Source organism: Streptomyces sp. HP-A2021, assembly GCF_022807935.1.
Taxonomy (GTDB): Bacteria; Actinomycetota; Actinomycetes; order Streptomycetales; family Streptomycetaceae; genus Streptomyces; species Streptomyces afghaniensis.
The window spans coordinates 6,999,545-7,020,661 of sequence record NZ_CP094344.1 but is presented as its reverse complement, the minus strand read 5'-3'; the positions used below and the strand labels follow the sequence as shown (position 1 = coordinate 7,020,661).

At 71.5% G+C, this 21,117-nt stretch carries 22 protein-coding genes and 1 pseudogene; 13 read left to right on the top strand and 10 right to left on the bottom strand.

Features of this window, described 5'->3' with window-relative positions; all coding sequences use genetic code 11:
• From MQE23_RS31735 to MQE23_RS31725, 3 genes and pseudogenes are all read right to left on the bottom strand, one after another.
• Positions 1-241, bottom strand: a pseudogene (locus tag MQE23_RS31735) (hypothetical protein).
• A 13-nt stretch (positions 242-254) separates the two neighbouring features.
• Positions 255-974, bottom strand: coding sequence for an NADPH-dependent F420 reductase (gene npdG, locus MQE23_RS31730; RefSeq protein ID WP_020269687.1), 720 nt, complete (start codon positions 972-974; stop codon positions 255-257).
• A gap of 33 nt (positions 975-1,007) precedes the next feature.
• Positions 1,008-2,117: a sialidase family protein gene (locus MQE23_RS31725; RefSeq protein ID WP_020269686.1), complete on the bottom strand. Its 1,110-nt coding sequence runs from the start codon at positions 2,115-2,117 to the stop codon at positions 1,008-1,010.
• 118 nt (positions 2,118-2,235) lie between these two features.
• Between MQE23_RS31725 and MQE23_RS31720 the strand changes: the two genes are divergently transcribed.
• A complete protein-coding gene (locus MQE23_RS31720) occupies positions 2,236-2,838 on the top strand; it encodes a hypothetical protein (RefSeq protein ID WP_243380914.1) in 603 nt (200 codons plus the stop codon).
• 78 nt (positions 2,839-2,916) lie between these two features.
• Here the strand turns inward: MQE23_RS31720 and MQE23_RS31715 are convergent, their stop codons facing one another.
• Positions 2,917-3,147: a hypothetical protein gene (locus MQE23_RS31715; protein ID WP_020269684.1), complete on the bottom strand. Its 231-nt coding sequence runs from the start codon at positions 3,145-3,147 to the stop codon at positions 2,917-2,919.
• A 58-nt stretch (positions 3,148-3,205) separates the two neighbouring features.
• Between MQE23_RS31715 and map the strand changes: the two genes are divergently transcribed.
• A complete protein-coding gene (gene map / locus MQE23_RS31710) occupies positions 3,206-4,063 on the top strand; it encodes a type I methionyl aminopeptidase (RefSeq protein WP_243380913.1) in 858 nt (285 codons plus the stop codon).
• A 110-nt stretch (positions 4,064-4,173) separates the two neighbouring features.
• Positions 4,174-4,821 (top strand): biliverdin-producing heme oxygenase, encoded by a 648-nt coding sequence (locus tag MQE23_RS31705; RefSeq protein WP_020269682.1) that lies wholly within the window; start codon positions 4,174-4,176, stop codon positions 4,819-4,821.
• 3 nt (positions 4,822-4,824) lie between these two features.
• On the opposite strand, the gene MQE23_RS31700 is transcribed toward MQE23_RS31705, so the two are convergent.
• Positions 4,825-5,469: a PhzF family phenazine biosynthesis protein gene (locus MQE23_RS31700; protein ID WP_020269681.1), complete on the bottom strand. Its 645-nt coding sequence runs from the start codon at positions 5,467-5,469 to the stop codon at positions 4,825-4,827.
• 179 nt (positions 5,470-5,648) lie between these two features.
• On the opposite strand from MQE23_RS31700, the gene efeO reads away from it, so the two are divergent.
• The 4 genes from efeO (at position 5,649) to MQE23_RS31680 (ending at position 10,258) form a co-directional block, all read left to right on the top strand.
• Entirely contained in the window at positions 5,649-6,797 is a 1,149-nt protein-coding gene (gene efeO / locus MQE23_RS31695) for an iron uptake system protein EfeO (RefSeq protein ID WP_243380912.1), read from the top strand.
• A gap of 14 nt (positions 6,798-6,811) precedes the next feature.
• Positions 6,812-8,050, top strand: a complete 1,239-nt coding sequence (gene efeB, locus MQE23_RS31690) for an iron uptake transporter deferrochelatase/peroxidase subunit (RefSeq protein ID WP_020269679.1) — start codon at positions 6,812-6,814, stop codon at positions 8,048-8,050.
• A 5-nt stretch (positions 8,051-8,055) separates the two neighbouring features.
• Positions 8,056-8,901: an iron uptake transporter permease EfeU gene (gene efeU / locus MQE23_RS31685; RefSeq protein WP_020269678.1), complete on the top strand. Its 846-nt coding sequence runs from the start codon at positions 8,056-8,058 to the stop codon at positions 8,899-8,901.
• 355 nt (positions 8,902-9,256) lie between these two features.
• The gene (locus tag MQE23_RS31680; RefSeq protein WP_243380911.1) at positions 9,257-10,258 is read left to right on the top strand and encodes a hypothetical protein; all 1,002 of its coding nucleotides are present in this window, start codon (positions 9,257-9,259) and stop codon (positions 10,256-10,258) included.
• 24 nt (positions 10,259-10,282) lie between these two features.
• Here the strand turns inward: MQE23_RS31680 and MQE23_RS31675 are convergent, their stop codons facing one another.
• On the bottom strand, positions 10,283-11,017 hold the full coding sequence (locus MQE23_RS31675; RefSeq protein ID WP_020269676.1) for a bifunctional DNA primase/polymerase: 735 nt from the start codon (positions 11,015-11,017) through the stop codon (positions 10,283-10,285).
• 210 nt (positions 11,018-11,227) lie between these two features.
• On the opposite strand from MQE23_RS31675, the gene MQE23_RS31670 reads away from it, so the two are divergent.
• The gene (locus MQE23_RS31670; RefSeq protein WP_037666810.1) at positions 11,228-12,124 is read left to right on the top strand and encodes a glycerophosphodiester phosphodiesterase; all 897 of its coding nucleotides are present in this window, start codon (positions 11,228-11,230) and stop codon (positions 12,122-12,124) included.
• Here the strand turns inward: MQE23_RS31670 and MQE23_RS31665 are convergent.
• Complete coding sequence (locus MQE23_RS31665) at positions 12,103-12,729, bottom strand: TetR/AcrR family transcriptional regulator (RefSeq protein ID WP_020269674.1); 627 nt, start codon at positions 12,727-12,729, stop codon at positions 12,103-12,105. The two genes, MQE23_RS31670 and MQE23_RS31665, sit on opposite strands and share 22 nt — an antisense overlap.
• A 107-nt stretch (positions 12,730-12,836) precedes the next feature.
• On the opposite strand from MQE23_RS31665, the gene MQE23_RS31660 reads away from it, so the two are divergent.
• Together MQE23_RS31660 and MQE23_RS31655 are read left to right on the top strand one after the other, a co-directional pair.
• Complete coding sequence (locus tag MQE23_RS31660) at positions 12,837-13,046, top strand: DUF6243 family protein (RefSeq protein WP_020269673.1); 210 nt, start codon at positions 12,837-12,839, stop codon at positions 13,044-13,046.
• Positions 13,047-13,163: 117 nt separating this feature from the next.
• The gene (locus tag MQE23_RS31655; protein ID WP_243380910.1) at positions 13,164-14,510 is read left to right on the top strand and encodes a S28 family serine protease; all 1,347 of its coding nucleotides are present in this window, start codon (positions 13,164-13,166) and stop codon (positions 14,508-14,510) included.
• A 10-nt stretch (positions 14,511-14,520) separates the two neighbouring features.
• On the opposite strand, the gene MQE23_RS31650 is transcribed toward MQE23_RS31655, so the two are convergent.
• A complete protein-coding gene (locus MQE23_RS31650; RefSeq protein WP_243380909.1) occupies positions 14,521-15,507 on the bottom strand; it encodes a small ribosomal subunit Rsm22 family protein in 987 nt (328 codons plus the stop codon).
• 134 nt (positions 15,508-15,641) lie between these two features.
• Between MQE23_RS31650 and MQE23_RS31645 the strand changes: the two genes are divergently transcribed.
• Positions 15,642-16,124 carry an SRPBCC family protein gene (locus MQE23_RS31645; protein WP_243380908.1) on the top strand — a complete coding sequence of 161 codons (483 nt, stop codon included), beginning with the start codon at positions 15,642-15,644 and terminating at the stop codon, positions 16,122-16,124.
• Between the two features lie 40 nt (positions 16,125-16,164).
• Positions 16,165-17,403 (top strand): sugar ABC transporter substrate-binding protein, encoded by a 1,239-nt coding sequence (locus MQE23_RS31640; RefSeq protein WP_243380907.1) that lies wholly within the window; start codon positions 16,165-16,167, stop codon positions 17,401-17,403.
• Positions 17,404-17,441: 38 nt separating this feature from the next.
• Here the strand turns inward: MQE23_RS31640 and MQE23_RS31635 are convergent, their stop codons facing one another.
• A complete protein-coding gene (locus MQE23_RS31635) occupies positions 17,442-18,557 on the bottom strand; it encodes a serine hydrolase domain-containing protein (RefSeq protein WP_051185457.1) in 1,116 nt (371 codons plus the stop codon).
• Between the two features lie 11 nt (positions 18,558-18,568).
• Positions 18,569-19,960: a multidrug effflux MFS transporter gene (locus tag MQE23_RS31630; RefSeq protein WP_243380906.1), complete on the bottom strand. Its 1,392-nt coding sequence runs from the start codon at positions 19,958-19,960 to the stop codon at positions 18,569-18,571.
• Positions 19,961-20,045: 85 nt separating this feature from the next.
• On the opposite strand from MQE23_RS31630, the gene MQE23_RS31625 reads away from it, so the two are divergent.
• Positions 20,046-21,080 carry a Gfo/Idh/MocA family oxidoreductase gene (locus tag MQE23_RS31625; protein ID WP_020269666.1) on the top strand — a complete coding sequence of 345 codons (1,035 nt, stop codon included), beginning with the start codon at positions 20,046-20,048 and terminating at the stop codon, positions 21,078-21,080.
• The last annotated feature ends 37 nt before the right edge of the window (positions 21,081-21,117 follow it).

The window sequence follows — 21,117 nt, the reverse complement described above, 5'->3', positions numbered from 1 at the left end:
TCAGCCCGTGACGGACCTCTCCTGCTTGCCGCGCTTCACGTAGTACCAGCACATGTTGGACGACAGACCCGCCAGCAGTACCCAGACGATCCCCAGCCAGCTGCCCCGCGTGAAGGAGACCACGGCGGCGGCCACGGCGAGGGCGCAGACGATCAGGGCGTAGAGGGCGAGGCGGGGCATGTGGGTCGGCTCCTGTCGGGGGACACTGTGGGCACTGCTGCTGCCGTCCAGTGTCCCCCATGGACCTCACCGGCTCACACGTCGGTGACGCGGAGCCCCGCGTGCGCCTTGTACCGGCGGTTCACGGAGATCAGGTTCGCCACCAGCGACTCCACCTGGTGGGCGTTGCGCAGCCGCCCCGCGAAGATGCCGCGCATGCCGGGGATGCGCCCGGCGAGGGCCTGCACGATCTCGACGTCGGCACGGACCTCGCCGAGCACCATCACGTCGGTGTCGATCTCGTCGATCTCCGGGTCCTGGAGCAGCACGGCCGACAGGTGGTGGAAGGCGGCCGTGACCCGGGAGTCCGGCAGCAGGGCGGCGGCCTGCTCGGCGGCGCTGCCCTCCTCGGGCTTGAGCGCGTAGGCGCCCTTCTTGTCGAAGCCGAGCGGGTTGACGCAGTCGACGACGAGCTTGCCGGCCAGCTCCTCGCGCAGGGATTCGAGGGTCTTGCCGTGGCCGTCCCAGGGCACGGCGACGATCACGATGTCGCTGCGGCGCGCGGTCTCGGCGTTGTCGGCGCCCTCGACGCCGTGTCCGAGTTCCTCCGCGGCGGCCTGGGCACGGTCGGCCGCCCGCGAGCCGATGATCACCTTCTGCCCGGCCTTGGCGAGCCGGTAGGCGAGGCCCTTGCCCTGCGGCCCGGTCCCGCCGAGCACCCCGACGACCAGTCCGGAGACGTCGGGCAGGTCCCAGGGGTCCTTGGCGGGGGCCTTCTGGGCGTTGTCGGTGGCAGCACTGTCGGTAGAGGTCATGGCCCAGACTCTACGTCCGCCGCTGTCATCGGCTCAGGTCAGCTCCGTCACGGGCACCCGGCGGAAGGTGATGGTCTCGTAGGCACCGAAGTCGCCGGTCTCGTACAGCAGGCCCACGGTGTCCGCGTCGACGCGCACGAGGTCGGAGTACGCGGCGGGCAGGCCGTCCACGGTGTGGGCCGGGCGCCAGGTGGTGCCGCCGTCGGTGGAGGCGCGGATCGTCATCAGCGCGCGGAAGCCCGGGTCGGCGGGGCCGGAGTAGAGCAGCACGTCGGGGTCGCGGAGTTGGAGCACGCTCGCCTGGCACACGGGAGCGGACAGGCCCGCCTGGGGTCGGAAGGGTTTCACCAGGGTCCGGCCGCCGTCGGCGGAGTGGGCGTCCGCGCGGGTGCCGGGCGACGGGGAGTCGTTGCGGGTGTTGAAGTAGACGCGGCCGTCGGGGAGTTCGGCGGCGGTGGTCTCGTTGGCGTTGATGTAGCCGTCGGTGTTGTCGTCGACGTAGCCGATCCGCCAGGTCGCGCCCCGGTCGTCGCTGAGCAGGCAGTGGCCGCCGTTGTACCTGCCCTCCGTGCCGTTGTCCGTGCCGGTGGGCGGCAGGGAGTGGTTGGCGGGGACGACGATCCGCCCGGTGCTCAACTGGAGGGCGTGGCCGGGCGTGGTGGCGTACCAGCGCCAGTGCGGCTCCTTGGTCTCCTGGGTGATCTCCCTGGGCGCGGACCAGGTGAGTCCGTCGTCGTCGCTGTGCTGCACCCAGACCCGGCGCCCGTCGGCCGCGCTCACCTTGCCGCGCCGGATGGCGTCCTCGGTGGCGAGGGCGGCGTTGCGTACGTGCACGAGGAGGACGCGGCCGGTGTCGAGGACGACGGGGGCCGGGTTGCCCGCGAGGGCGTCGCCGTTCTCCGCGGCGACCTGGAGCGGGCTCCAGGTGCGGCCGCCGTCCGTGGAGCGTTTGAGGACGATGTCGATGTTCCCGAAGTCGTCCCGGGAGCCGACGCGGCCCTCGCAGAAGGCGAGCAGGGTGCCGATGGGGGTGCCCCCGCTCGAGCGGGGCTGAGTGTGGGGGACGGTGGCGACGAGTGCGGGGATGCGGAAGCTGGCGTATCCCTCCCGGCCGGCGCGGAAGGGGACGCTGGTCTCGGTCATCGGCGGGTTCCTCCGGACGTTCGACGAGGGTACGGATGACCGGTCCCCCTGCCCAAGCCGGGCTAATGCGGGGTGAATTCCACCTCACGAGTGACCGGTTGGGGCAGGATGCGGTCGTATGGATGCCGTACGGGTCGCGCTGTTGCGGGAAGTGCTCGTCGGGACGGAGTGGCTGGGCGCCACGCGGCGGTTCGCCGGTGCGCTGCGGGGGTCGGTGGTGTCGCACGGCGGCGGGCTGCTGCTCGTCGGCACGCCGGAGTACGAGCCGTGGCACCTGGCGGCCCACCTGGTGGACGAGGCGGCGTGGTCGGGCACGCCTGAGCTGGCCCCGACCCTGGTTCGGCATGACGCGCGCCCCTCGGATCCATCGCATCTGGCGGTCGGCCTCGGGCGGCTGGAGGCGGCCCGGCGGGGCGAGACGCTGCTGGTGGTGTCCCCCGAGGTCCCTGCCTCACCCCTCCTCGAACGGGTGTCCGACGCCCGACGCGCCGGGGCGACGGTGCTGTCCCTCGGCCCGGGTGGGGGCGAGCTGCCGGCGATGGCCCACGAGGCCCTGGCCGTCCCCGACGGCTCGGAGCTGGACCTGGACACGGTCCAGCACCTGGTCAGCGCGGCGGCCGGGGAGAACGCGCTGCCGACGCCACGCGGCCGCCGCCGCTTCCGGGACAGGGTGGCGAGACTGGCGGAACACCTGACGGCCCCGCCGCCGGCTCGCTGGTAGGAGCGGTGGGGCCGTCCCGGCACGGTGCTTGCGCCGGTGGTGCGGCTGCGCGAGTCGCGCGCAGCCGCCGGGGTGCGCCTACTCGTCGTTGCGGCCGCCCGCCGGGGCGTCGTGCCACTTGGGGTCGTTCTCCCACTGGAGGTTGCGCGCGCGGGCGGTCTCCATCGCGTGCTCGGCTTCCGGACGGGAGGCGTACGGTCCGAACCGGTCCTTGTTGGGGCACTCCGGCCCCTCCTCGACCTTCTTGTGCTCCAGGCAGTAGTACCACTCACCCGGCTTGCCGACCGTCCGCTTCTTGAACAGGGCCATGACCAGCTCCTCTCGCCACCGTCATGTTCCCCCATGGCCGCTGGTTAGACTCGCTGGCATGTCTGGCCAGTCGCTGCTCGTACCGGGGGAGCTGTCCCCCACCCGTCCCGTGCCCGGAAACATCCGCCGCCCCGAGTACGTCGGCAAGCCCGCGCCGACGCCGTACACCGGACCGGAGGTGCAGACGCCCGAGACGATCGAGGCGATGCGGCTCGCCGGCCGGATCGCCGCCCGGGCGATGGCGGAGGCCGCGAAGCTGATCGCCCCCGGGGTGACCACCGACGAGCTGGACAGGGTGGCGCACGAGTACATGTGCGACCACGGCGCCTACCCCTCCACGCTCGGCTACCGGGGCTTCCCGAAGTCGCTGTGCACCTCGGTCAACGAGGTCATCTGCCACGGCATCCCGGACTCCACCGTCCTGCGCGACGGCGACATCGTCAACCTGGATGTGACGGCGTACATCGGCGGTGTGCACGGCGACAACAACGCGACCTACCTGGTCGGTGACGTCGACGAGGAGTCGCGGCTGCTGGTGGAGCGGACCCGGGAGTCCCTCGACCGGGCGATCAAGGCGGTCAAGCCGGGCCGGCAGATCAACATCATCGGCCGGGTCATCGAGTCGTACGCCAAGCGCTTCGGCTACGGCGTGGTCCGGGACTTCACCGGCCACGGCATCAACAGCTCGTTCCACTCGGGCCTGATCATCCCGCACTACGACAGCCCGCACGCGACGACGGTGATCCAGCCCGGAATGACGTTCACGATCGAGCCGATGCTGACGCTCGGGACGCACGAGTACGACATGTGGGACGACGGCTGGACGGTCGTGACGAAGGACCGCAAGCGGACGGCCCAGTTCGAGCACACGCTGGTGGTGACGGAGTCGGGCGCGGAGATCCTCACACTGCCGTAGCACCCCCACGCCCCGCCGCTGATGGCCCGCTCTCCTCGGAGGGCGGGCTTTTTCCATGGCACCGGGGTATCGTTTTTACCGACACAGTGTCGGGAACAGGGAGTGGGCCCATGGAATCCTTCTCGACCCTCATCCGGACCGCTTCCCGAGAGCAGCACGAGGAGGTCAGGGGCTCGACGTTCATGAGCGACCTGCTGGGGAACAGGCTGGGGGTCGACGCGTTCGCCCGCTACACGGAGCAGCTGTGGTTCGTGTACGGGGCGCTGGAGTCCGGCGCCGAGCGCCTGGCCGGGGACCCGGTGGCCGGCCCCTTCGTCCGCCCGGAACTGTTCCGGACGGCCGCACTGGAGCAGGACCTGGAGTACCTGCGCGGCCCCGGCTGGCGAGCGGGCATCAGCGCGCTGCCCGCCACCCTGGTGTACGCGCGGCGGATCTCCGACTGCGCCCGCACCTGGCCGGCCGGTTACGTCGCCCACCACTACACCCGCTACCTCGGCGACCTCTCCGGCGGGCAGATCATCCGCGACACGGCCGAGAGGGCGTGGGGTCTGCCGAAGAAGGGCGACGGGGTCCGCTTCTATGTGTTCGAGGCGATCCCCAACCCGGCCGCCTTCAAGCGGGGTTACTGGGAGCTGCTGGACGCGCTGCCCGGAGACCAGCTGGAGCGGCAGCGGGTCGTGTCCGAGTGCAAGCAGGCGTACGCGCTGAACAACGCGGTGTTCCAGGCGCTGGGCGAGGAGTTCCCGCTGTCGGCGTGAGCGTCAGCGTTCGAGGTGCACCCGGCCGCCGACCTCGGTCCAGCCGCCCGGCTGGGGTGCGGTCAGGATCTGGGAGCCCGCGCCCTGGGTGATGTTGAGGGCCCGGCCGAGCCGGTCGGTGAGCAGCAGGGCCGCCGCCCCGGTCGCCTCGTCCTCGTCGATCCCGTCGCCGCGCCCGGGGAAGGCCCGGGCCCGGACCCGTCCGGCGGGCTCGTCCTCCCACGCCCAGGCGTACACCCACTCCCCCGGCGCGGGCACGGCCAGGTCGTCGACCTCCGCGGCGCTGCCGTACTGCCGCAGGGTGCGCTGCGGCACCCACTCCGCCCGCGCCTCGATCCAGCAGAACTCCCCGTCCTGCCGGGCACCGACCACCCCGGCGGGCGTGACCAGTTCGGGCACGTCGAGCAGCCAGGCCGTCCCGACACACGGGTGCCCGGCGAAGGGCAGGCGCAGGGTGGGCGTGTAGATGTCGATCACCCCGCGCTCGGGGTCGTCGACGAACACGGTCTCACTGAACCCGAGCTTCGCGGCGAAGGCCTGCCGCTCACTGCGCTCGGGCATCACCGAACCCTCGCGCACGACACCGAGTTCGTTGCCGTATCCACCGTTCGGCCCGCAGAAGACGCGGAGCACGTCGTAGTCAGTCACGGGGGCATTCAAACACCGCCCCGGCGTCCAGGTCGTCCCGGGCATCCGGCGCCCCTGATCATCCCGAAGCGCCACCTTTGACCTTCCCTTGACCACTCCATGACAGCGATTTTGAGCCACTTAAGTAATCCTTATCTGGCTTAGGTGAGCCTCACCTTCCCCGTCCTCCTGGAGCTTTCATGCGACCCGCCAGCCCCGTATCCGTCGTGATCGCCGCCGCGGCGGCTCTGACCGCCGTCACCGGCTGTACGGAGAAGAGCAACGCCGAGGACGGCGACCACGTGGTGCAGGTGACGGCCACGGACGACAAGTGCGAGGTGTCGAAGAAGGAGTTCCCCGCCGGACACGTCGAACTGGCCGTCGAGAACAAGGGCTCCAAGGTCACCGAGGTCTACGTGCTCTTCCCCGACGACCGTGTGGTCACCGAGCGGGAGAACATAGGCCCCGGCACCAAGCAGCGGGTCACCGCCGAGGTGAAGGCCGGCGACTACCAGATCGCCTGCAAGCCCGGCATGAAGGGCAAGGGCATCCGCCAGGCCGTCAAGGCCACCGGCGGCAAGGCGGTCCAGCGCGACCCGCGCCTGGACAAGGCCGTGGCGGCCTACCGCGCCTACACGCAAGAGCAGGCCGACGAGACCCTGCCCAAGGCCGAGACCTTCGCCCGCGCCGTCAAGGACGGCGACCTGGAAGCCGCGAAGAAGGCGTACGCCCCGTCCCGCATCGGCTGGGAGCGCACCGAGCCGGTCGCCGAGTCCTTCGGTGACATCGACCCCAAGGTCGACGTCCGCGAGGACGGCCTGGAGGACGGCCAGGACCCCGCCACGGACTGGACCGGCTGGCACCGCCTGGAGAAGGCCCTCTGGCAGGACAAGAAGATCGGCGACCGGGAGAAGGAGCTCGCCGACCGGCTCATCACCGACCTGAAGGACTGGCAGGACCGGGTCGGCAAGGCCGAGATCACCCCGACCTCGATGGCCAACGGCGCCAAGGAACTGCTCGACGAGGTCGCCACCGGCAAGGTCACCGGCGAGGAGGAGCGCTACTCGCACACCGACCTGGTCGACTTCAAGGCCAACGTCGAGGGCGCGCAGAAGTCGTACGAGCTGCTGAAGCCGGTCGCGCAGGAGAACGACAAGGCCCTCACCACGGAACTGGACAAGCAGTTCGCCACCCTGAACAAGCTGCTCGACAATTACCGCCCGGACACGGCGTCGTACGACTTCACCTCCTACGACAAGGTCGGCAAGGCCGACCGCAAGGAGCTCTCGGACGCGGTCAACGCGCTGGCGGAGCCGCTGTCGAAGCTTGCCGCCGCAGTCGCGAAGTAGGGGGGCCGCCCGCCATGACGGACAACGACACCCCCTCCCACTCCCCCTCCCGGCGCGCCCTGCTCGGCTGGGGCGGCGCGGGCCTGGCCCTCGGCGCCGCCGCGGCGGGCGGAGCGGTGGCGATGGCCCGCACCGACGACGATCCCGCCCCGGACACCGCCATCCCCTTCCACGGCGCGCACCAGGCGGGCATCGCCACCCCGGTGCAGGACCGGCTGCACTTCGCCGCGTTCGACGTGACGACCGACGACCGGGCGGAGTTCGTCCAGCTGCTGAAGGACTGGACGGAGGCCGCCCGCCGCATGACGGCCGGGCACCCGGTGGGCGAGGGCGGCTTCGGCGGCCTCCCCGAGGCGCCCCCGGACGACACCGGCGAGGCCCTGGACCTCAAGCCCTCCCGCCTGACCCTCACGATCGGCTTCGGCCCGAGTCTGTTCGAGAAGTTCGGCCTGGCCGAGCAACGACCGGACGCCCTCGTGGACCTGCCGAAGTTCGCGGGCGACAACCTGGACAAGAACCGCAGCGACGGCGACCTGTGCGTCCAGGCCTGCGCGGACGACCCGCAGGTCGCCGTGCACGCCGTCCGCAACCTGGCCCGCATCGGCTTCGGCAAGGTCGTCATCCGCTGGTCGCAGCTCGGCTTCGGCAAGACGTCGTCGACGACACCCGAGGCACAGACCCCGCGCAACCTGATGGGCTTCAAGGACGGAACCCGCAACATCGCGGGCACGGAGACGGACCGGCTGAAGAAGTTCGTGTGGGTATCCGAGAACGACGACCCGTCCTGGATGACGAACGGCTCCTACCTGGTCGCCCGCCGCATCCGCATGCACATCGAGACCTGGGACCGCACCTCGCTCCAGGAGCAGGAGGACATCTTCGGCCGGGACAAGGGCGAGGGCGCCCCGGTCGGCAAGGCGAAGGAGCGCGACGAGCCGTTCCTGAAGGCCATGAAGCCCGACGCGCACGTCCGGCTGGCGCACCCCGACGCCAACCACGGGGCGACGATCCTGCGCCGCGGCTACTCCTTCACCGACGGCACGGACGGACTGGGCCGCCTGGACGCGGGCCTGTTCTTCCTGGCCTACCAGCGGGACGTCCGCGAGGGCTTCATCCCGATCCAGCGCAACCTGGCCACGGACGCGCTCAACGAGTACATCCAGCACGTGGGTTCGGCGCTCTTCGCCATCCCGCCGGGCGTCCGTGACAAGGACGACTGGTGGGGCCGGACGCTGTTCTCCAAGGAGGCCTGAGCCCGTTGTTCTCCAACTACCTGATCGGTCTGCGCGAGGGCCTGGAGGCCAGCCTCGTCGTCTGCATCCTCATCGCCTACCTGGTCAAGACGGACCGCAGGGACGCGCTGCGCCCGATCTGGATCGGCATCGGCATCGCGGTCGCCCTCGCGCTCGGCTTCGGCTGCGCCCTCGAATTCGGCTCGCAGGAGCTGACGTTCGAGGCGCAGGAGGCGCTCGGTGGGTCCCTGTCGATCCTCGCGGTCGCTCTGGTGACGTGGATGGTGTTCTGGATGCGGCGCACCGCCCGGCACCTGAAGTCCGAACTCCACGGCAAGCTGGACGCGGCCCTCGCCATGGGTACGGGCGCGCTGGTCGCCACGGCGTTCCTGGCGGTGGGCCGGGAGGGCCTGGAAACGGCCCTGTTCGTCTGGGCCTCGGTCCACGCGGCGAGCGACGGCAGCCCGCGTCCTCTTCTCGGTGTCGCCCTGGGCCTGTTGACGGCGGTCCTGCTGGGCTGGCTGTTCTACCGGGGCGCCCTGCGCATCAACCTCGCCCGGTTCTTCACCTGGACCGGCGGCATGCTCGTCGTCGTGGCCGCGGGCGTACTGGCGTACGGCTTCCACGACTTGCAGGAGGCCCGCTTCCTGCCCGGCCTCAACGACAAGGCCTTCGACATCTCCGGCACGATTCCGCCGGACAGTTGGTACGGCACGTTGCTCAAGGGCGTGTTCAACTTCCAGCCGGACCCGACAGTGCTCCAAGTCGCGGTGTGGCTGCTGTACCTGCTCCCGACGCTGGCCCTGTTCCTTGCGCCGACGGGTTTCGGACGCGGCCGGACCACCACGACACCGGTGCGCGACAAGGTCTGACGCCGCTGAGGCGGGGCGCTGCGCAACTCGACGCGACGAGGTGCCGCCGCGCCCACCCTCCCCCAAGCGGCACGACTGCCCGCAGCTGGGGCGACCACGACGCGCCCGCACCCGCCGACGGCGAGAAGGGGACGTGTCGGGGGTTGTCCGCCCGCAGCGGTCGGCGCGTCGACGGACAGTCAGTCGGTACGCAAGCCCATCGCGCCGTTCCGAGGACGGACACCCCCCGGCGCGGCCCCGACCCACCACCCGGCGTCAGGCGCCCGCGGCCCGCGCCCCCGCAGGCACCCCCCGCCCAACCGCCGGAGGCACCCGGTAGGGTTCGCCTCCGGAAAGGGGAAGGTGAAGGAACCCGATGAGCAGGGATCGCGACCCTCGAACGCTCCGCAGGTCCGCCCGGAGCGCCCTCATAGCAGCCTCGGTGACCGCTTTGTCGTTGACGGCGAGCGGATGCGTGGTGGTGCACGGCGAACGGGAGATCCTCCCGTCCACCACCCGCGCCGAAGCCGCCAAGGCCCTCCAGGAGTTCACGACCGCGTACAACGAGGCCGACGAGGCCTACGACGCCTCCCTGGACGCCGACCACACCACCGGCGCCCTGGCCGACATCGACTCGGCACGCCTGAAGGCCGGCAAGACGAACAACCCGGACGGCAACCCGAACCACACACCCCTGAAGCTGACGGACGCGAAGTACACGATCCCCAAGAAGGCCGGCTGGCCCCGCTGGTTCCTCGTCGACGCGGCCGGCAACAAGGGCGGCACCGCCCGCTGGCTGCTCGTGTTCACCCGCAGCAGCCTGGACGACCCCTTCCAGGTCGCCTATCTCACCCTCGTCGCACCGGGCAAGGTCCCGCAGTTCAAGAAGGACGCGGACGGCTGGGCCGAGTCCGTCCCCGTGAACTCGACCGGCCTGGCCGCCACCCCCGGCGACCTGAGCCAGGACTACACGGCCTACCTCAAGAACGGCGGAGACACCTTCGCCGACGGCTCCCACACCAGCCAGTGGCGCACCCTGCGCGAGAAGAACGCCAAGAGGCCGGGCCTGGTCACCCAGTACATCGACGAACCGCTGACGAACGGCGACTACCAGCCCCTCGCCCTGCGCACGGCGGACGGCGGTGCACTGGTGTTCTTCACCACACGGCACTACGAGAAGCAGACGGCCTACGCGGGCACGACGTTCCCCATCCCCAACAAGGACGTCCTCGCGCTGACGAACGGCGAGGTCAAGCAGTCCCTCCTGATGGAGTTCGTCTCCAACGAGGTGGCGCTGGACCCGCCGAAGGGCAGCGGCAGCCCAAAGGTGACGATCCTCGGCCGGATCCAGGGAATGACCTCGGCAGAGGGCTCGTAAAGGCAGAACGAAGCCCGGGTCGGCTCAGTGCCGCAGCGGCCAGGCCGCCCCGGCCTGGTCGGCTTCCTCACCGGCGTACCGGGCGCAGGCCTCGGTCAGCGTCTCCAGCAGGCTCAGCGGATCCGGCAGCGGGTGCTCGGGTCCGCGCACCCAGTGCACCGTCTGGTGCTCGCCGGGCAGCCGGGCCGGCGGGACGAGTACGTAGGAACCACGGCAGTGCCACCGCAGCCCGGGGTGCTCGTCCATCGTCTCGGGGTGGCAGTCCAGTTCGCACGGCCACCACTCGTCCTCGTCCTCGGGTGTCCCGCGGGTGAGCGTGAAGAACAGCATCCGGCCGTCGTCGCTCTCGGCGACGGGCCCGACCTCGACATCTGCGGCGAGCAGCCGCTCCAACGCACTGCGACCGGCATCCAGGGGCACGTCGAGGACGTCGTGCACCATGCCGGTCGCGGTGATGAAGTTGGCCTGCGGCTGATGGCGGGCCCAGCGTTCGATCTGGGCGCGGTCGGTGGTCGACTGCGTCTGCCAGGCGAAGGACACCGGGTGCCGGGCCGGGGTGGGACAGCCGACGCGCTCGCAGGAGCAGCGGTAGCCGGCCGGGTGTGCGGCGGGCGCGAGCGGCAGTCCCGCTCCGGCGGCGGCGAGCAGCAGGGCCTCACGGCCGCCGTCACCGGCGGTCTCCTTCGGCCGGCGCCCGGCGCGCAGCCACTGGGTGAGTTTGCCCTGTAGGCCGGTCCTGCCGCCGTACTCCGCGCTCATCTATCCCCTCGCCTCGCTGTCGTGCGGAACAGCATGCCTCATGGTCCCATCTTGCCGCGCGCCGGGGGGCCAGTGCCCACATCCGGGGCAGGAGGGCCGAGACATGTACTGGTGGGGCGAGGCATATGCCCGTGGGGCGAGAGGTACTCCGCACCGCGATCGGGTGTCATTGCCCGCTTTGCCATGACATGGCGCCCTACCGTGGTCGCCATGGTCACAAGGATCGCGCTGACGGGCCTCGCCTCCGCGGTTTCCGTGGTCTCGCTGACCCTCACGGGACCGGCCGGCGCCGCCCCGGCCCTGCCGACGGGCATCCGCCCGCTGGAGGGACGCGCCCGCCCGCTGGAGTGGGGCACCGGCCCCCTGACCGTGGCGGCGCTCCCCCGGATCACGTACGTCGCCCACCGCGGCGGCGCCCGCGAGGTGCCCGAGAACAGCATGACGGGGCTGGTGGCCGCCTACGAGCGCGGTACGGCGCAGGTGCTGGACTTCGACACGCGGCTGCTGCGCGACGGGACGCCCGTGGTGTTCCACGACGAGACCCTGAACCGCACCACCTACCTGGGCGGCGAGGTGCGCGGCCTCGACGCCCGGGAGTGGCGGGGCGTCCGGCTGCGCCCTGAGGACGCGCTGCCCGGCAGCTGGCGGTCGGAACGGCCGCCGACGGTCGCCGAGGTACTGGATCGTTTCGGCGGGCGGATCGTGCTGATGCTGGAGGCCAAGGACCCGCGGAGCCTCGGCCGGCTGGCCGGACTGATCCGGGCCCGCGGCCTGACCCGCTCGGTGTTCGTGAACTCCAACGACCCCGAGGTCGCCCGGCGCGTCCACCGCCTCGGCCTGCTCACGCAGTTGTGGCGCTCGGCGCGGCAACTGCGCACGGACCGCCCGGAGCGCTGGCGGTCGTACGTGGATCTGCTGGACGTGGACCACCGGGCGCGTGACGCGGATCTCGCGCGGGCGGTGAAGTCGGGGATCCGGCGAGTGTGGGCGCACACCGTGGTGACGGACGCGCAGCGGGACCGGGTGCTGGCGCTGGGCTGCGACGGGGTGATCACGGACGCGCCGGGGCGCCTCGCGCGGGCCGCTCAGCGGGGCGCGAGGCCGTGAAGGGCGTAGTCGACGAGCGTGTCGGTGTACTCGTAGGAGATCGGGCCCGTGTGCTGGAGCCAGCGCTGGGCGAGCGGGGAGACGAAGAACTCCAGGGCGATGCGCGGGTCGACGTCGGGCCGCACCTGCCCGGCGTCCTGTGCGGCGCGCAGCCGCTCCATGTACAGGTCGAGTGAGGGCTGCATCAGCTTGGCGACCAGCTCGCGCCCGAGTTGCTCGTTGACGACGCCTTCGGCGGCCAGCGCGCGGGACGGCGCCTCGAACCTCGGGTCGCGCAACTGGTCGACGGTGGCGCGCAGGACGCCCTTGACATCGGCGGCGACGTCGCCGGTGTCGGGGAAGGCGTACGGCTCCGGACCCGCTTCCCGCAGGGACTGCTCGCCCAGGTCGAGGAACGCCTCCATCAGCACGTCCGCCTTCGACGACCACCAGCGGTAGATCGTCTGCTTGCCGACGCCGGCGCGGGCGGCGATGCCCTCGATGGTGGTCTTCGGATACCCGACCTCCACGACGAGCGAGAGGGCGGCGTCGTAGATGGCGCGGCGGGACTTCTCACTGCGGCGAGTGGAGTCGGGGGCGGACTGGGCGGACTTCTGTGCGGCCATGGCTCGAACTTATCAGGTTGACAAGACGGAGCGTCTCGCGGACAGTGGAGCAACACGAGCGAGACGAACCGTCTCGTCGCGGAGCAGCATCGGAAAAGGAGCCCCACATGACCCGAGGCGGAGCCGGAAACCTGCTGGGTGTCGGCGGATCGCGCCAGAAGCTCGGCCGCAAGGAGCTGCGCGGCGGCGGCCGGGGCGGCCGGATCGGCGGCGGTCTCGACCCGCAGGCCCAGAAGCGCGAGTTGCTGCGCAAGCTTCAGGAGAAACGACAGCAGCAGGCACGACAGGAGGACCGTACGACCGACACATCGTCGTGAGCCTCCCCCGCCCGGGGGAGACGGTCCCCTCGCGCGCGGGATCCTCCCGGGACGTCCGGCGGATGTACTGAAGCGGCCGAGAAAACCGCGGCCGACGGACACCCGGGAGGACTCACGATGCGCGTGTGGACGAGACGACGACTGCTCACCTCGGCGGCGACGGCCGTCTCGGCGGCGGGTCTCGCCGCGACGACGGCCCTGCCCGCCCGGGCGGCGGCCGGAGCGGCCCGTCCCGGCACCGGCGACATCGCGGACGCGCTGCGGGCCCTTCCCGGACTGCGGCTGATCGAGGAGCGGCAGGACGCCGAACCGGGCTACCGGCACTTCGTCCTGGGCCTGCGCCAGCCGGTCGACCACACGAACCCCTCGGCCGGCGTCTTCGAGCAGCGCCTCACCCTGCTGCACACCGCCACCGACCGGCCCACGGTGCTGTTCAGCACGGGCTACCAGGCGGTCCTCACACCCCGGCGCACGGAAGCGACGGTCCTGCTGGGCGCCAACCAACTCCAGGTCGAACACCGCTACTTCGGCACCTCACGCCCGGCCGGCCCCGGCTACGCGCACCTCACGATCCGCCAGGCCGCCGACGACCACCACCGCGTCGTCCGGCTCTTCCGCCGACTCTACCCCGGCGCGTGGATCTCCACCGGCGGCAGCAAGGGCGGTTTGGCGAGCGTCTACCACCGTCGCTTCCATCCCCACGACGTGGACGGCACGGTGGTCTACGGAGCGCCGAACAACGTCGACGACCGCGAGGACTCCGCCTACGTCCGCTTCCTGGAGACGGTCGGCACCCCCGCCGCCCGCGAGGCCATCGAGGCCGTCCAGCGGCGCATCCTGCTGAACCGGGCGGAGATGGTCGCCCGCTACGAGGCCTGGGCGGCTGCCGCCAAAGACACCTTCCGTATCGTCGGCGGCGCCGACAAGGCGCTCGAAATCGCCGTGCTGCGCGCGCCGTTCATGTTCTGGCAGCGCGGGACGGCGGCCGACATCGCCGCGATTCCGGGCCCGGAGGCGACGGCCGACGAGCTGTACGCGTGGCTCGACGACACCGCCGGCCTGTCCCTGTACGCCGACAGGACGGCGCAGCACTACGTCCCGTACTGGTACCAGATCGGCACGCAGCTGGGGTACGGCAGCGTCCCCACGGCCCACCTGGCGGATCTGTTGCGGCACCCGGACGCCATCGAGGCGCGCAGCTTCGTCCCCCGGGACATCCCGATGCGCTTCGACCCGGAGGCCATGCCGGACATCGACCGCTGGGTCCGCCGCCGCGGCAGCCGGCTGCTGTTCGTCTACGGCACCCAGGACCCCTCGGTGGCCGAGCACTTCCAGCCGGGCGGGGCCGGCTCACGGGTCCTGTGGGTACGGGGCGGCAATCACGGCGCCGACATCGCCGACCTGTCCCCCGCCGACCGGGCGTCGGCGGAGGAAGCGCTGTCTCGCTGGGCCGGTCAGGGTTGACCGGCTCCGGTCAAGGTGCCGGAGGCCAGGCGTCGCCCCAGTCCGCGTCCCGGGCCGCCTTGTAGAGGTCGCCGTGGCGCTTGGTGACGGTGGTGCGGTGCAGGGACGGTTCGGTCTCGCACAGGTCGAGGAGGACCTGGCCCTTGCGGATCTGCGGGCGCCGCACGACACGGGAGGGTGCCGGGGCGACGGGGAACCGGGCGGCGGCGACGTAGCTGAACTTCTCGTCCTCGTAGGCGAGGGAGCCGCCCTTGATCTGGCGGTGCAGGGAGGACCGGCTGACCCGGGCGGAGAAGTGGCACCAGTCCGTGCCCGGGGCGATGGGGCAGGCGGCGCTGTGCGGGCAGGGCGCGGCGACGTGGAAGCCGGCGCCGACCAGCCGGTCGCGGGCCTCGATGACGCGGGCGTAGCCGTCGGGGGTGCCGGGCTCGACGATCACGACGGCCTGGGCGGCGGCCGCGGCGGCGTCGACGAGGGCCGTGCGGTCGGGGACGGTCAGCTCGTTGAGGACGTAGGAGACCGTGACGAGATCAGTGCTCTCAAGGGTGAGCGCCGCTCCGATCCGAGAGCGCTGCCACCGTACGTCCCGCAGGGCCGGGTCGGCCGCGGCGATCTCCCGCCCCAGGGCGAGCGCGGGCTCGGCCCAGTCCAGCACGGTGACGGGCCGCTCCCCGCCCCAGGTCGCGCTCACGGCCCAGGCCGCGGCACCCGTGCCGCCGCCGACGTCGGTGTGCGATCCGGGCGCCCACCCGGGCACGGCCTGCGCGAACGCCTCCAGCGCGGAGCGGACCGCCTCGAAGGTCGCGGGCATCCGGTAAGCCGCGTAGGCGGCCACATCCGCCCGGTCCCGCAGGATCGGCGCGTCGGTCGGGGTGGCCCCGCGGTAACTGGCGATCAGCCGCTCGACCGCCTGCGCGGCCTGCCGGGGCGGCAGCCCGTCGAGCAGACCGGCGAGGGCGGCGCGGAGGGTTTCGGCCGGGGGTGCGGGGGCGTTCACCCGGCGATTCTACGAGGGACCCGAGCCCGGGGACTCACCCGTCCGGACCGGTCGGACTGTGCACGTGGTGCGGTCGGCATGACGCTGGAAGCCGAGTTCTCGCGTCGAGCTCACAGCTGTCCAGGAGCGTGATCATGGCCCGGAACCGCCGTCTGATCCTGAGCTCGCCCTCCGAAGTCTGGCGCCTGCTGTGCGACGGCCACCGCTACGGGGAGTGGGTGACAGGAACCCAGCAGGTCCTCGCCGCGGACCCGCACTGGCCGGAGGTGGGCGCCCGACTGAAGGTCCGCGTCGGCGCCGGCCCTCTCACCCTCGACGACACCTGCGTCGTCCGCGCCTGCGAACCGCCCCACCGCCTGGAACTGGAGGCGAAGGCGGATCCCTTCGGCGCGGCCCGCATCGCCATGAGGTTGCTCCCCTGGGGCGAGCACACCCTCTTCACCCTCGATTGGCACCCCCTGCGGGGCCCCGGCACCCGGATGCACGGACTCCCCGTGGATTACGTCGTCGCGGTCCGCAACGGGATGATGCTGACGAAGCTGGCCCGGATCGCTGTACGTGAGCACGCCGTGGGCACGGCTCAGAAGACAGGCGTACAAGTGTGGGACATACCATAGTGCGCATAAATGCCACAAAAAAGGGAAATGCGGACGTGTTATGAAAGGGCCGCGCATCGCAGTGCGGGCAGCCGTCGCCCTGGCGCTGGCCGGGACGCTGGTCACGGCGTGCGGCGCCGGCGGTGGCGACTCGAAGACGTTGACCTGGTCGATGTGGGCCGACGGTGGTGAGGAACATCAGGTCTGGCGCGCACTCGCGGAACGTGTGTCCCGCGAAGACCCGCAGATCGCGATCAAGCTTGAGACCTCGTCCTTCAACGACTACTTCGCCAAGCTCGGCACCCGTTTCGGCAGCGGCGACGCGCCCTGCATCGTCTCGATGCAGTCGCTCCGCACCGCGGGCTACACCCAGGGCATGCTGCCGCTCGACGAGCTGATCGCCAAGAACGACTTCGACGTGACGGATTTCGACAAGTCCATCATGGAGGGGCTGAGTGCCGACGGGAAGCAGTACGCGCTGCCGTACGACTTCGGCCCGGTGATCCTCACGTACAACAAGGGCATCTTCCGGAACGCGGGGGTGCCGGAGCCCAAGCCGGGATGGACTCTGGCCGAGTTCGAGTCGGCCGCCCGCAAGCTGACCGGAGACCGGAAGTACGGGTTCGTGGCGGCGCCTCAGGATCTGTGGATGTTTCCCATGGTGCTGACCAAGACCGGTGCGCAACCCACCGACGAGGCGGGCAGACTGCGACTGACCACCCCGGCCATGACCAGTGGCGTGCAGTGGTACGCCGACCTGGCCGGCAGGAAGAAGGTCGCCCCCCGCGTACCCGGGTCCGATCCCGCATTTTTCGCCGAGAGGATGTTCCTCAGCGGTGACGTGGCCATGAGTGCCAGCGGGCCATGGGCGCTGCTGAACCTGAAGAACCAGGCCGGCTTCCAGGTGGGCCTGACCACGATTCCCGCCGGCCCGGACGGCAGCAGGACGTACTCGGCCGGTTCCGGATTCGGCATCTCCAAGTCCTGCCCGGACCCGGAGCTGGCGTTCAAGGCGATCACGCTGATGACGGCCAAGAAGCAACTGGAGTGGCTCGGCGGGGTGGGACGTGCCTATCCGTCACGTGAGTCCGCACAGCACGCGTGGTACGAGGGCGCCCGCCTCGCCGGCGCCCGAGAAGTTCTCGAAGCCGCCAACGCCACGTCGATTCCGCTGCGTACGACGAAACACTGGGAGCAGGTCAACCACCTGCTCAACCAGTACGGGGCCCAACTCTTCAACGGGGCGAGCTCCGCGAAACAGGTCCTGGAGCAGGTGCAAAGACAGGCCGGGCAGGGTTGATCGGTGCCTGAGCGGGCTGACGGGCGAGCGGACAGATCTCACATCCCCCGCAACGCCCGCGCCACCCGCGACCCCGCCGCCGCCCTGGGCGCGCTGTCCGGGCGGCGGCGTCGGGGATGGACCGCGTTGGTGAGGAGGATCAGGAACGTGTCCGTCGCCGGGTCGAGGACGAGGGACGTGCCCGTGAAGCCCGTGTGGCCCGCCGCGCCGCGGCCCGCCAGGTCCCCCATGAACCACGGCTGGTCGAGGGAGAAGCCCAGGCCGGGGGGTGTGAAGAGGAGGTCGACGAAGTCGGGGCCGAGGATGCGGGCGGGGCCGTAGGAGCCGCCGGCGAGGAGGGTGCGGCAGAACACCGCGAGGTCGCGGCCGGTGGAGAACAGACCCGCGTGGCCCGCCACGCCGCCCAGCGCCCAGGCGTTCTCGTCGTGCACCTCGCCCCGCAGCATCCCCCGGTCCGCCTTGGCCCACGGCCGCCGCTGGTCCTCCGTCGCCGCCGCCCCGGGGCACGGCCCGAACTCCGTCGCCGTCATGCCCAGCGGCCGGGTGATGCCGTCGCGGAAGAGGACGTCGAGCGTGCGGCCGGTGATGCGTTCCAGGAGGTGCTGGAGGAGCAGCATGTTCAGGTCGGAGTAGCGGTACGCGCCCGGTGCCCCGACCGGTGCCTCCGTCCGCAGCGCGGCCAGCCGCCCGGCGTCGTCGGCGCAGTCGTACAGCGGGAGGTCGGGCCGCAGACCGGAGGTGTGGGTGAGCAGCTGCCGTACGGTGATGCCGTGCCGGGCGGCTGCCGTGAAGTCGGGCAGGTACGCGCCCACCCTGGCGTCGATGCCCAGGGTGCCGCGCTCGATCTGCTGCACGGTGGCCACGGCTGTGAACAGTTTGGTCAGGGACGCGAGGTCGAAGGGCGTGCCGACGGTCATCGGGACCCGGTCCTCGACGGGCAGTTCCACACCGGTGTCGGTGTCCTCGTCGTAGGCCGAGTACCGCACGGCCCAGCCCGCCGCCTCCTCCACGGCGATCACCGGACCGCGTCCGACGACCACGACCGCGCCCGGCGCCCAGGGGCGCTGCCCGGTGGTCAGGACGTGGACCTCCCGGACCAGGTGACGCAGTTCCCCGGGGTCGAGCCCGGCCCGTTCCGGCGTGCCGTTGCGCAGTCGTGGTGCGCTCAGCTCCCTGCTCCCTCCACGCTCGCGCGCCTGCCGTCCGTATCCCCGTCCGTGTTCCGGTCGGTCTTCCCGTCCGTATTCCGGTCCGTCTCTCCGTCCGTATTCCGGACCGTCTCTCCGTCCGTCTTCCAGGGGCGGCACATTCCCACGAAGCAGGCCAGTGCCACCAGCGCGGCGGCCAGTTGGACGACGGCCATCGGGACGGCCGTGTCCTCCCCGGCGACACCGACGAGCGGGGAGGCGACCGCGCCGATGAGGAACGACGAGGTGCCGAGCAGGGCGGAGGCGGAGCCGGCGGCGTGCTTGGTGCGCATCAGGGCGAGGGCCTGGGTGTTGGGCAGGGTGATGCCCATCGCGGACATCAGAACGAAGAGCGCGGCGGCGACGGGCGCTAGACCGACCTCGCCGAACACGCCCAGGGACATCAGCAGCAGCGCGGTCGCAGCGGTGATGACGACGGTCAGGCCGATCCCCAGGACGCGGTCGAGGCTGACCCGGCCGACGAGCACCTTGCCGTTGATCTGGCCGACGAGGACCAGCCCGACCGAGTTGACGCCGAACAGCAGGCTGAACGTCTGCGGGGAGGCGCCGTAGATCTCCTGGATGACGAACGGGGACGCCGAGATGTAGGCGAACAGGGCGGCGAAGGCGAAGCCGCCGGTGAGGGTGTAGCCGGCGAAGGAGCGGTCGGCGAGCAGGCCGCGCATCGCGCGCAGGGCCTCGCCGACGCCGCCGCTGTGGCGCTGGGCGGGCGGCAGGGTCTCGGGCAGCCTCGTCCAGACCAGGACTCCGATCAGGACGCCGATGGCCGTGAGGACGACGAACACGCCCCGCCAGTCCGTCACGCGCAGGACCTGCCCGCCGATCAGCGGCGCCACGATCGGGGCGACGCCGGAGATCAGCATGAGGGTGGAGAAGAACCGGGCCATGGCCATGCCGTCGTACAGGTCGCGGACGACGGCCCGGGCGATGACGATCGCGGCGGCGCCCGCCAGGCCCTGCGCCAGCCGGAAGGCGACGAGGAGTTCGACGGTGGGCGCGAGGGCGCACAGGACGGTGGCGACGACGAAGACGCCGAGTCCGGCGAGGAGAGGGCGGCGGCGTCCCCAGCGGTCGCTCATCGGGCCCACGACGAGCTGGCCGAGCGCCATGCCGGCCAGGCAGGTGGTGAGGGTGAGCTGGACGGTCGCGGCGGGCGCGTGCAGGGCGCGGGTGACCTCCGGCAGCGCCGGGAGGTACATGTCCATCGCCAGCGGGGGTACGGCGGTCAGGCTCCCGAGGAGGAAGGTGACCAGGAGCCCGGTGCGGCGGTGCGCTGTGAGGTCGGGGGGTTCCGTCCCGGTCGCGGCCCCCTGCGCGGTGTTCGATATGGACGCCCCACCCTCGGGCATGAGTCCCTCCCTTTTCGAGTCGATCGCCACCTATGCTCTCAGCTCGTACGTACTGCTCGGGTTACGTGGTGAAGGCGGGGCGGGAATGACGGCGGACACGGTGCGGTGGGGGATCCTGGCGACCGGGGGGATCGCGGGCGCGTTCACCGCGGACCTGATCGACCTGCCGGACGCGGAGGTCGTGGCGGTGGCGTCCCGGTCGGAGGCGTCGGCGAAGACGTTCGCGGAGCGGTTCGGGATTCCGCGGGCTTACGGCGACTGGGACGCGCTCGCCCGGGACGAGGACATCGATGTCGTCTACGTCGCCACCCCGCACACGGCGCACCGGACCGCCGCCGGTCTGTGTCTGGCGGCCGGGCGGAACGTGCTGTGCGAGAAGCCGTTCACGCTGAACGTGCGCGAGGCGGCGGAACTCGTCGCGCTGGCGCGGGAGCACGGGCGCTTCCTGATGGAGGCGATGTGGATGTACTGCAATCCGCTGGTGCGGCGGCTGAAGTCGCTGGTCGACGACGGCGCGATCGGCGAAGTGCGCACGGTCCAGGCCGATTTCGGGCTGGCCGGGCCGTTCCCGCCCTCGCACCGGCTGCGCAACCCGGAGCTGGGCGGGGGCGCGCTGCTCGATCTGGGCGTGTATCCGGTGTCGTTCGCGCAGCTGCTGCTCGGGGAGCCGTCGGACATCGCGGCGAGAGCGGTGCTCTCCGAGGAGGGCGTCGATCTCCAGACGGGAGCACTGCTCTCCTGGGAGAGCGGCGCTCTCGGCTCGGTGCACTGCTCCATCGTGGGCGGCACGGCGACCTCCGCCTCGGTCACCGGCTCGCAGGGCCGTATCGACATCCCGCACGGCTTCTTCTTCCCGGACCGCTTCGTGCTGCACCGGGACGGCCGCGACCCCGAGGAGTTCACGGCCGACCCGGCGGACGGGCCCCGCAACAGCCTCCGTCACGAGGCGGCCGAGGTGATGCGCGCCGTGCGCGCCGGCGAGACCGAGTCCCCGCTCGTCCCGCTCGACGGCACGCTCGCCGTGATGCGGACGCTCGACGCCATCCGGGACCGCGTCGGCGTCCGCTACCCGGGCGAGACCCCGGACGAGGACCTCACGGCCGAGCTCACGCCGGCCTGAGCCCGACCGGCCCGTACCCGGCACTCGCCGACGGACG

Coding starts and splice junctions, on each gene's coding strand:
- MQE23_RS31720 (WP_243380914.1), top strand. CDS start 2,236: ATGGATGCCGTACGGGTCGCGCTGTTGCGGGAAGTGCTCGTCGGGACG.
- MQE23_RS31725 (WP_020269686.1), bottom strand. CDS start 2,117: ATGACCGAGACCAGCGTCCCCTTCCGCGCCGGCCGGGAGGGATACGCC.
- MQE23_RS31705 (WP_020269682.1), top strand. CDS start 4,174: ATGGAATCCTTCTCGACCCTCATCCGGACCGCTTCCCGAGAGCAGCAC.
- map (WP_243380913.1), top strand. CDS start 3,206: ATGTCTGGCCAGTCGCTGCTCGTACCGGGGGAGCTGTCCCCCACCCGT.
- MQE23_RS31665 (WP_020269674.1), bottom strand. CDS start 12,729: ATGGCCGCACAGAAGTCCGCCCAGTCCGCCCCCGACTCCACTCGCCGC.
- MQE23_RS31655 (WP_243380910.1), top strand. CDS start 13,164: ATGCGCGTGTGGACGAGACGACGACTGCTCACCTCGGCGGCGACGGCC.
- MQE23_RS31675 (WP_020269676.1), bottom strand. CDS start 11,017: ATGAGCGCGGAGTACGGCGGCAGGACCGGCCTACAGGGCAAACTCACC.
- efeB (WP_020269679.1), top strand. CDS start 6,812: ATGACGGACAACGACACCCCCTCCCACTCCCCCTCCCGGCGCGCCCTG.
- efeO (WP_243380912.1), top strand. CDS start 5,649: ATGCGACCCGCCAGCCCCGTATCCGTCGTGATCGCCGCCGCGGCGGCT.
- MQE23_RS31640 (WP_243380907.1), top strand. CDS start 16,165: ATGAAAGGGCCGCGCATCGCAGTGCGGGCAGCCGTCGCCCTGGCGCTG.
- MQE23_RS31660 (WP_020269673.1), top strand. CDS start 12,837: ATGACCCGAGGCGGAGCCGGAAACCTGCTGGGTGTCGGCGGATCGCGC.
- MQE23_RS31715 (WP_020269684.1), bottom strand. CDS start 3,147: ATGGCCCTGTTCAAGAAGCGGACGGTCGGCAAGCCGGGTGAGTGGTAC.
- MQE23_RS31670 (WP_037666810.1), top strand. CDS start 11,228: ATGGTCACAAGGATCGCGCTGACGGGCCTCGCCTCCGCGGTTTCCGTG.
- MQE23_RS31680 (WP_243380911.1), top strand. CDS start 9,257: ATGAGCAGGGATCGCGACCCTCGAACGCTCCGCAGGTCCGCCCGGAGC.
- MQE23_RS31630 (WP_243380906.1), bottom strand. CDS start 19,960: ATGCCCGAGGGTGGGGCGTCCATATCGAACACCGCGCAGGGGGCCGCG.
- MQE23_RS31625 (WP_020269666.1), top strand. CDS start 20,046: ATGACGGCGGACACGGTGCGGTGGGGGATCCTGGCGACCGGGGGGATC.
- npdG (WP_020269687.1), bottom strand. CDS start 974: ATGACCTCTACCGACAGTGCTGCCACCGACAACGCCCAGAAGGCCCCC.
- MQE23_RS31645 (WP_243380908.1), top strand. CDS start 15,642: ATGGCCCGGAACCGCCGTCTGATCCTGAGCTCGCCCTCCGAAGTCTGG.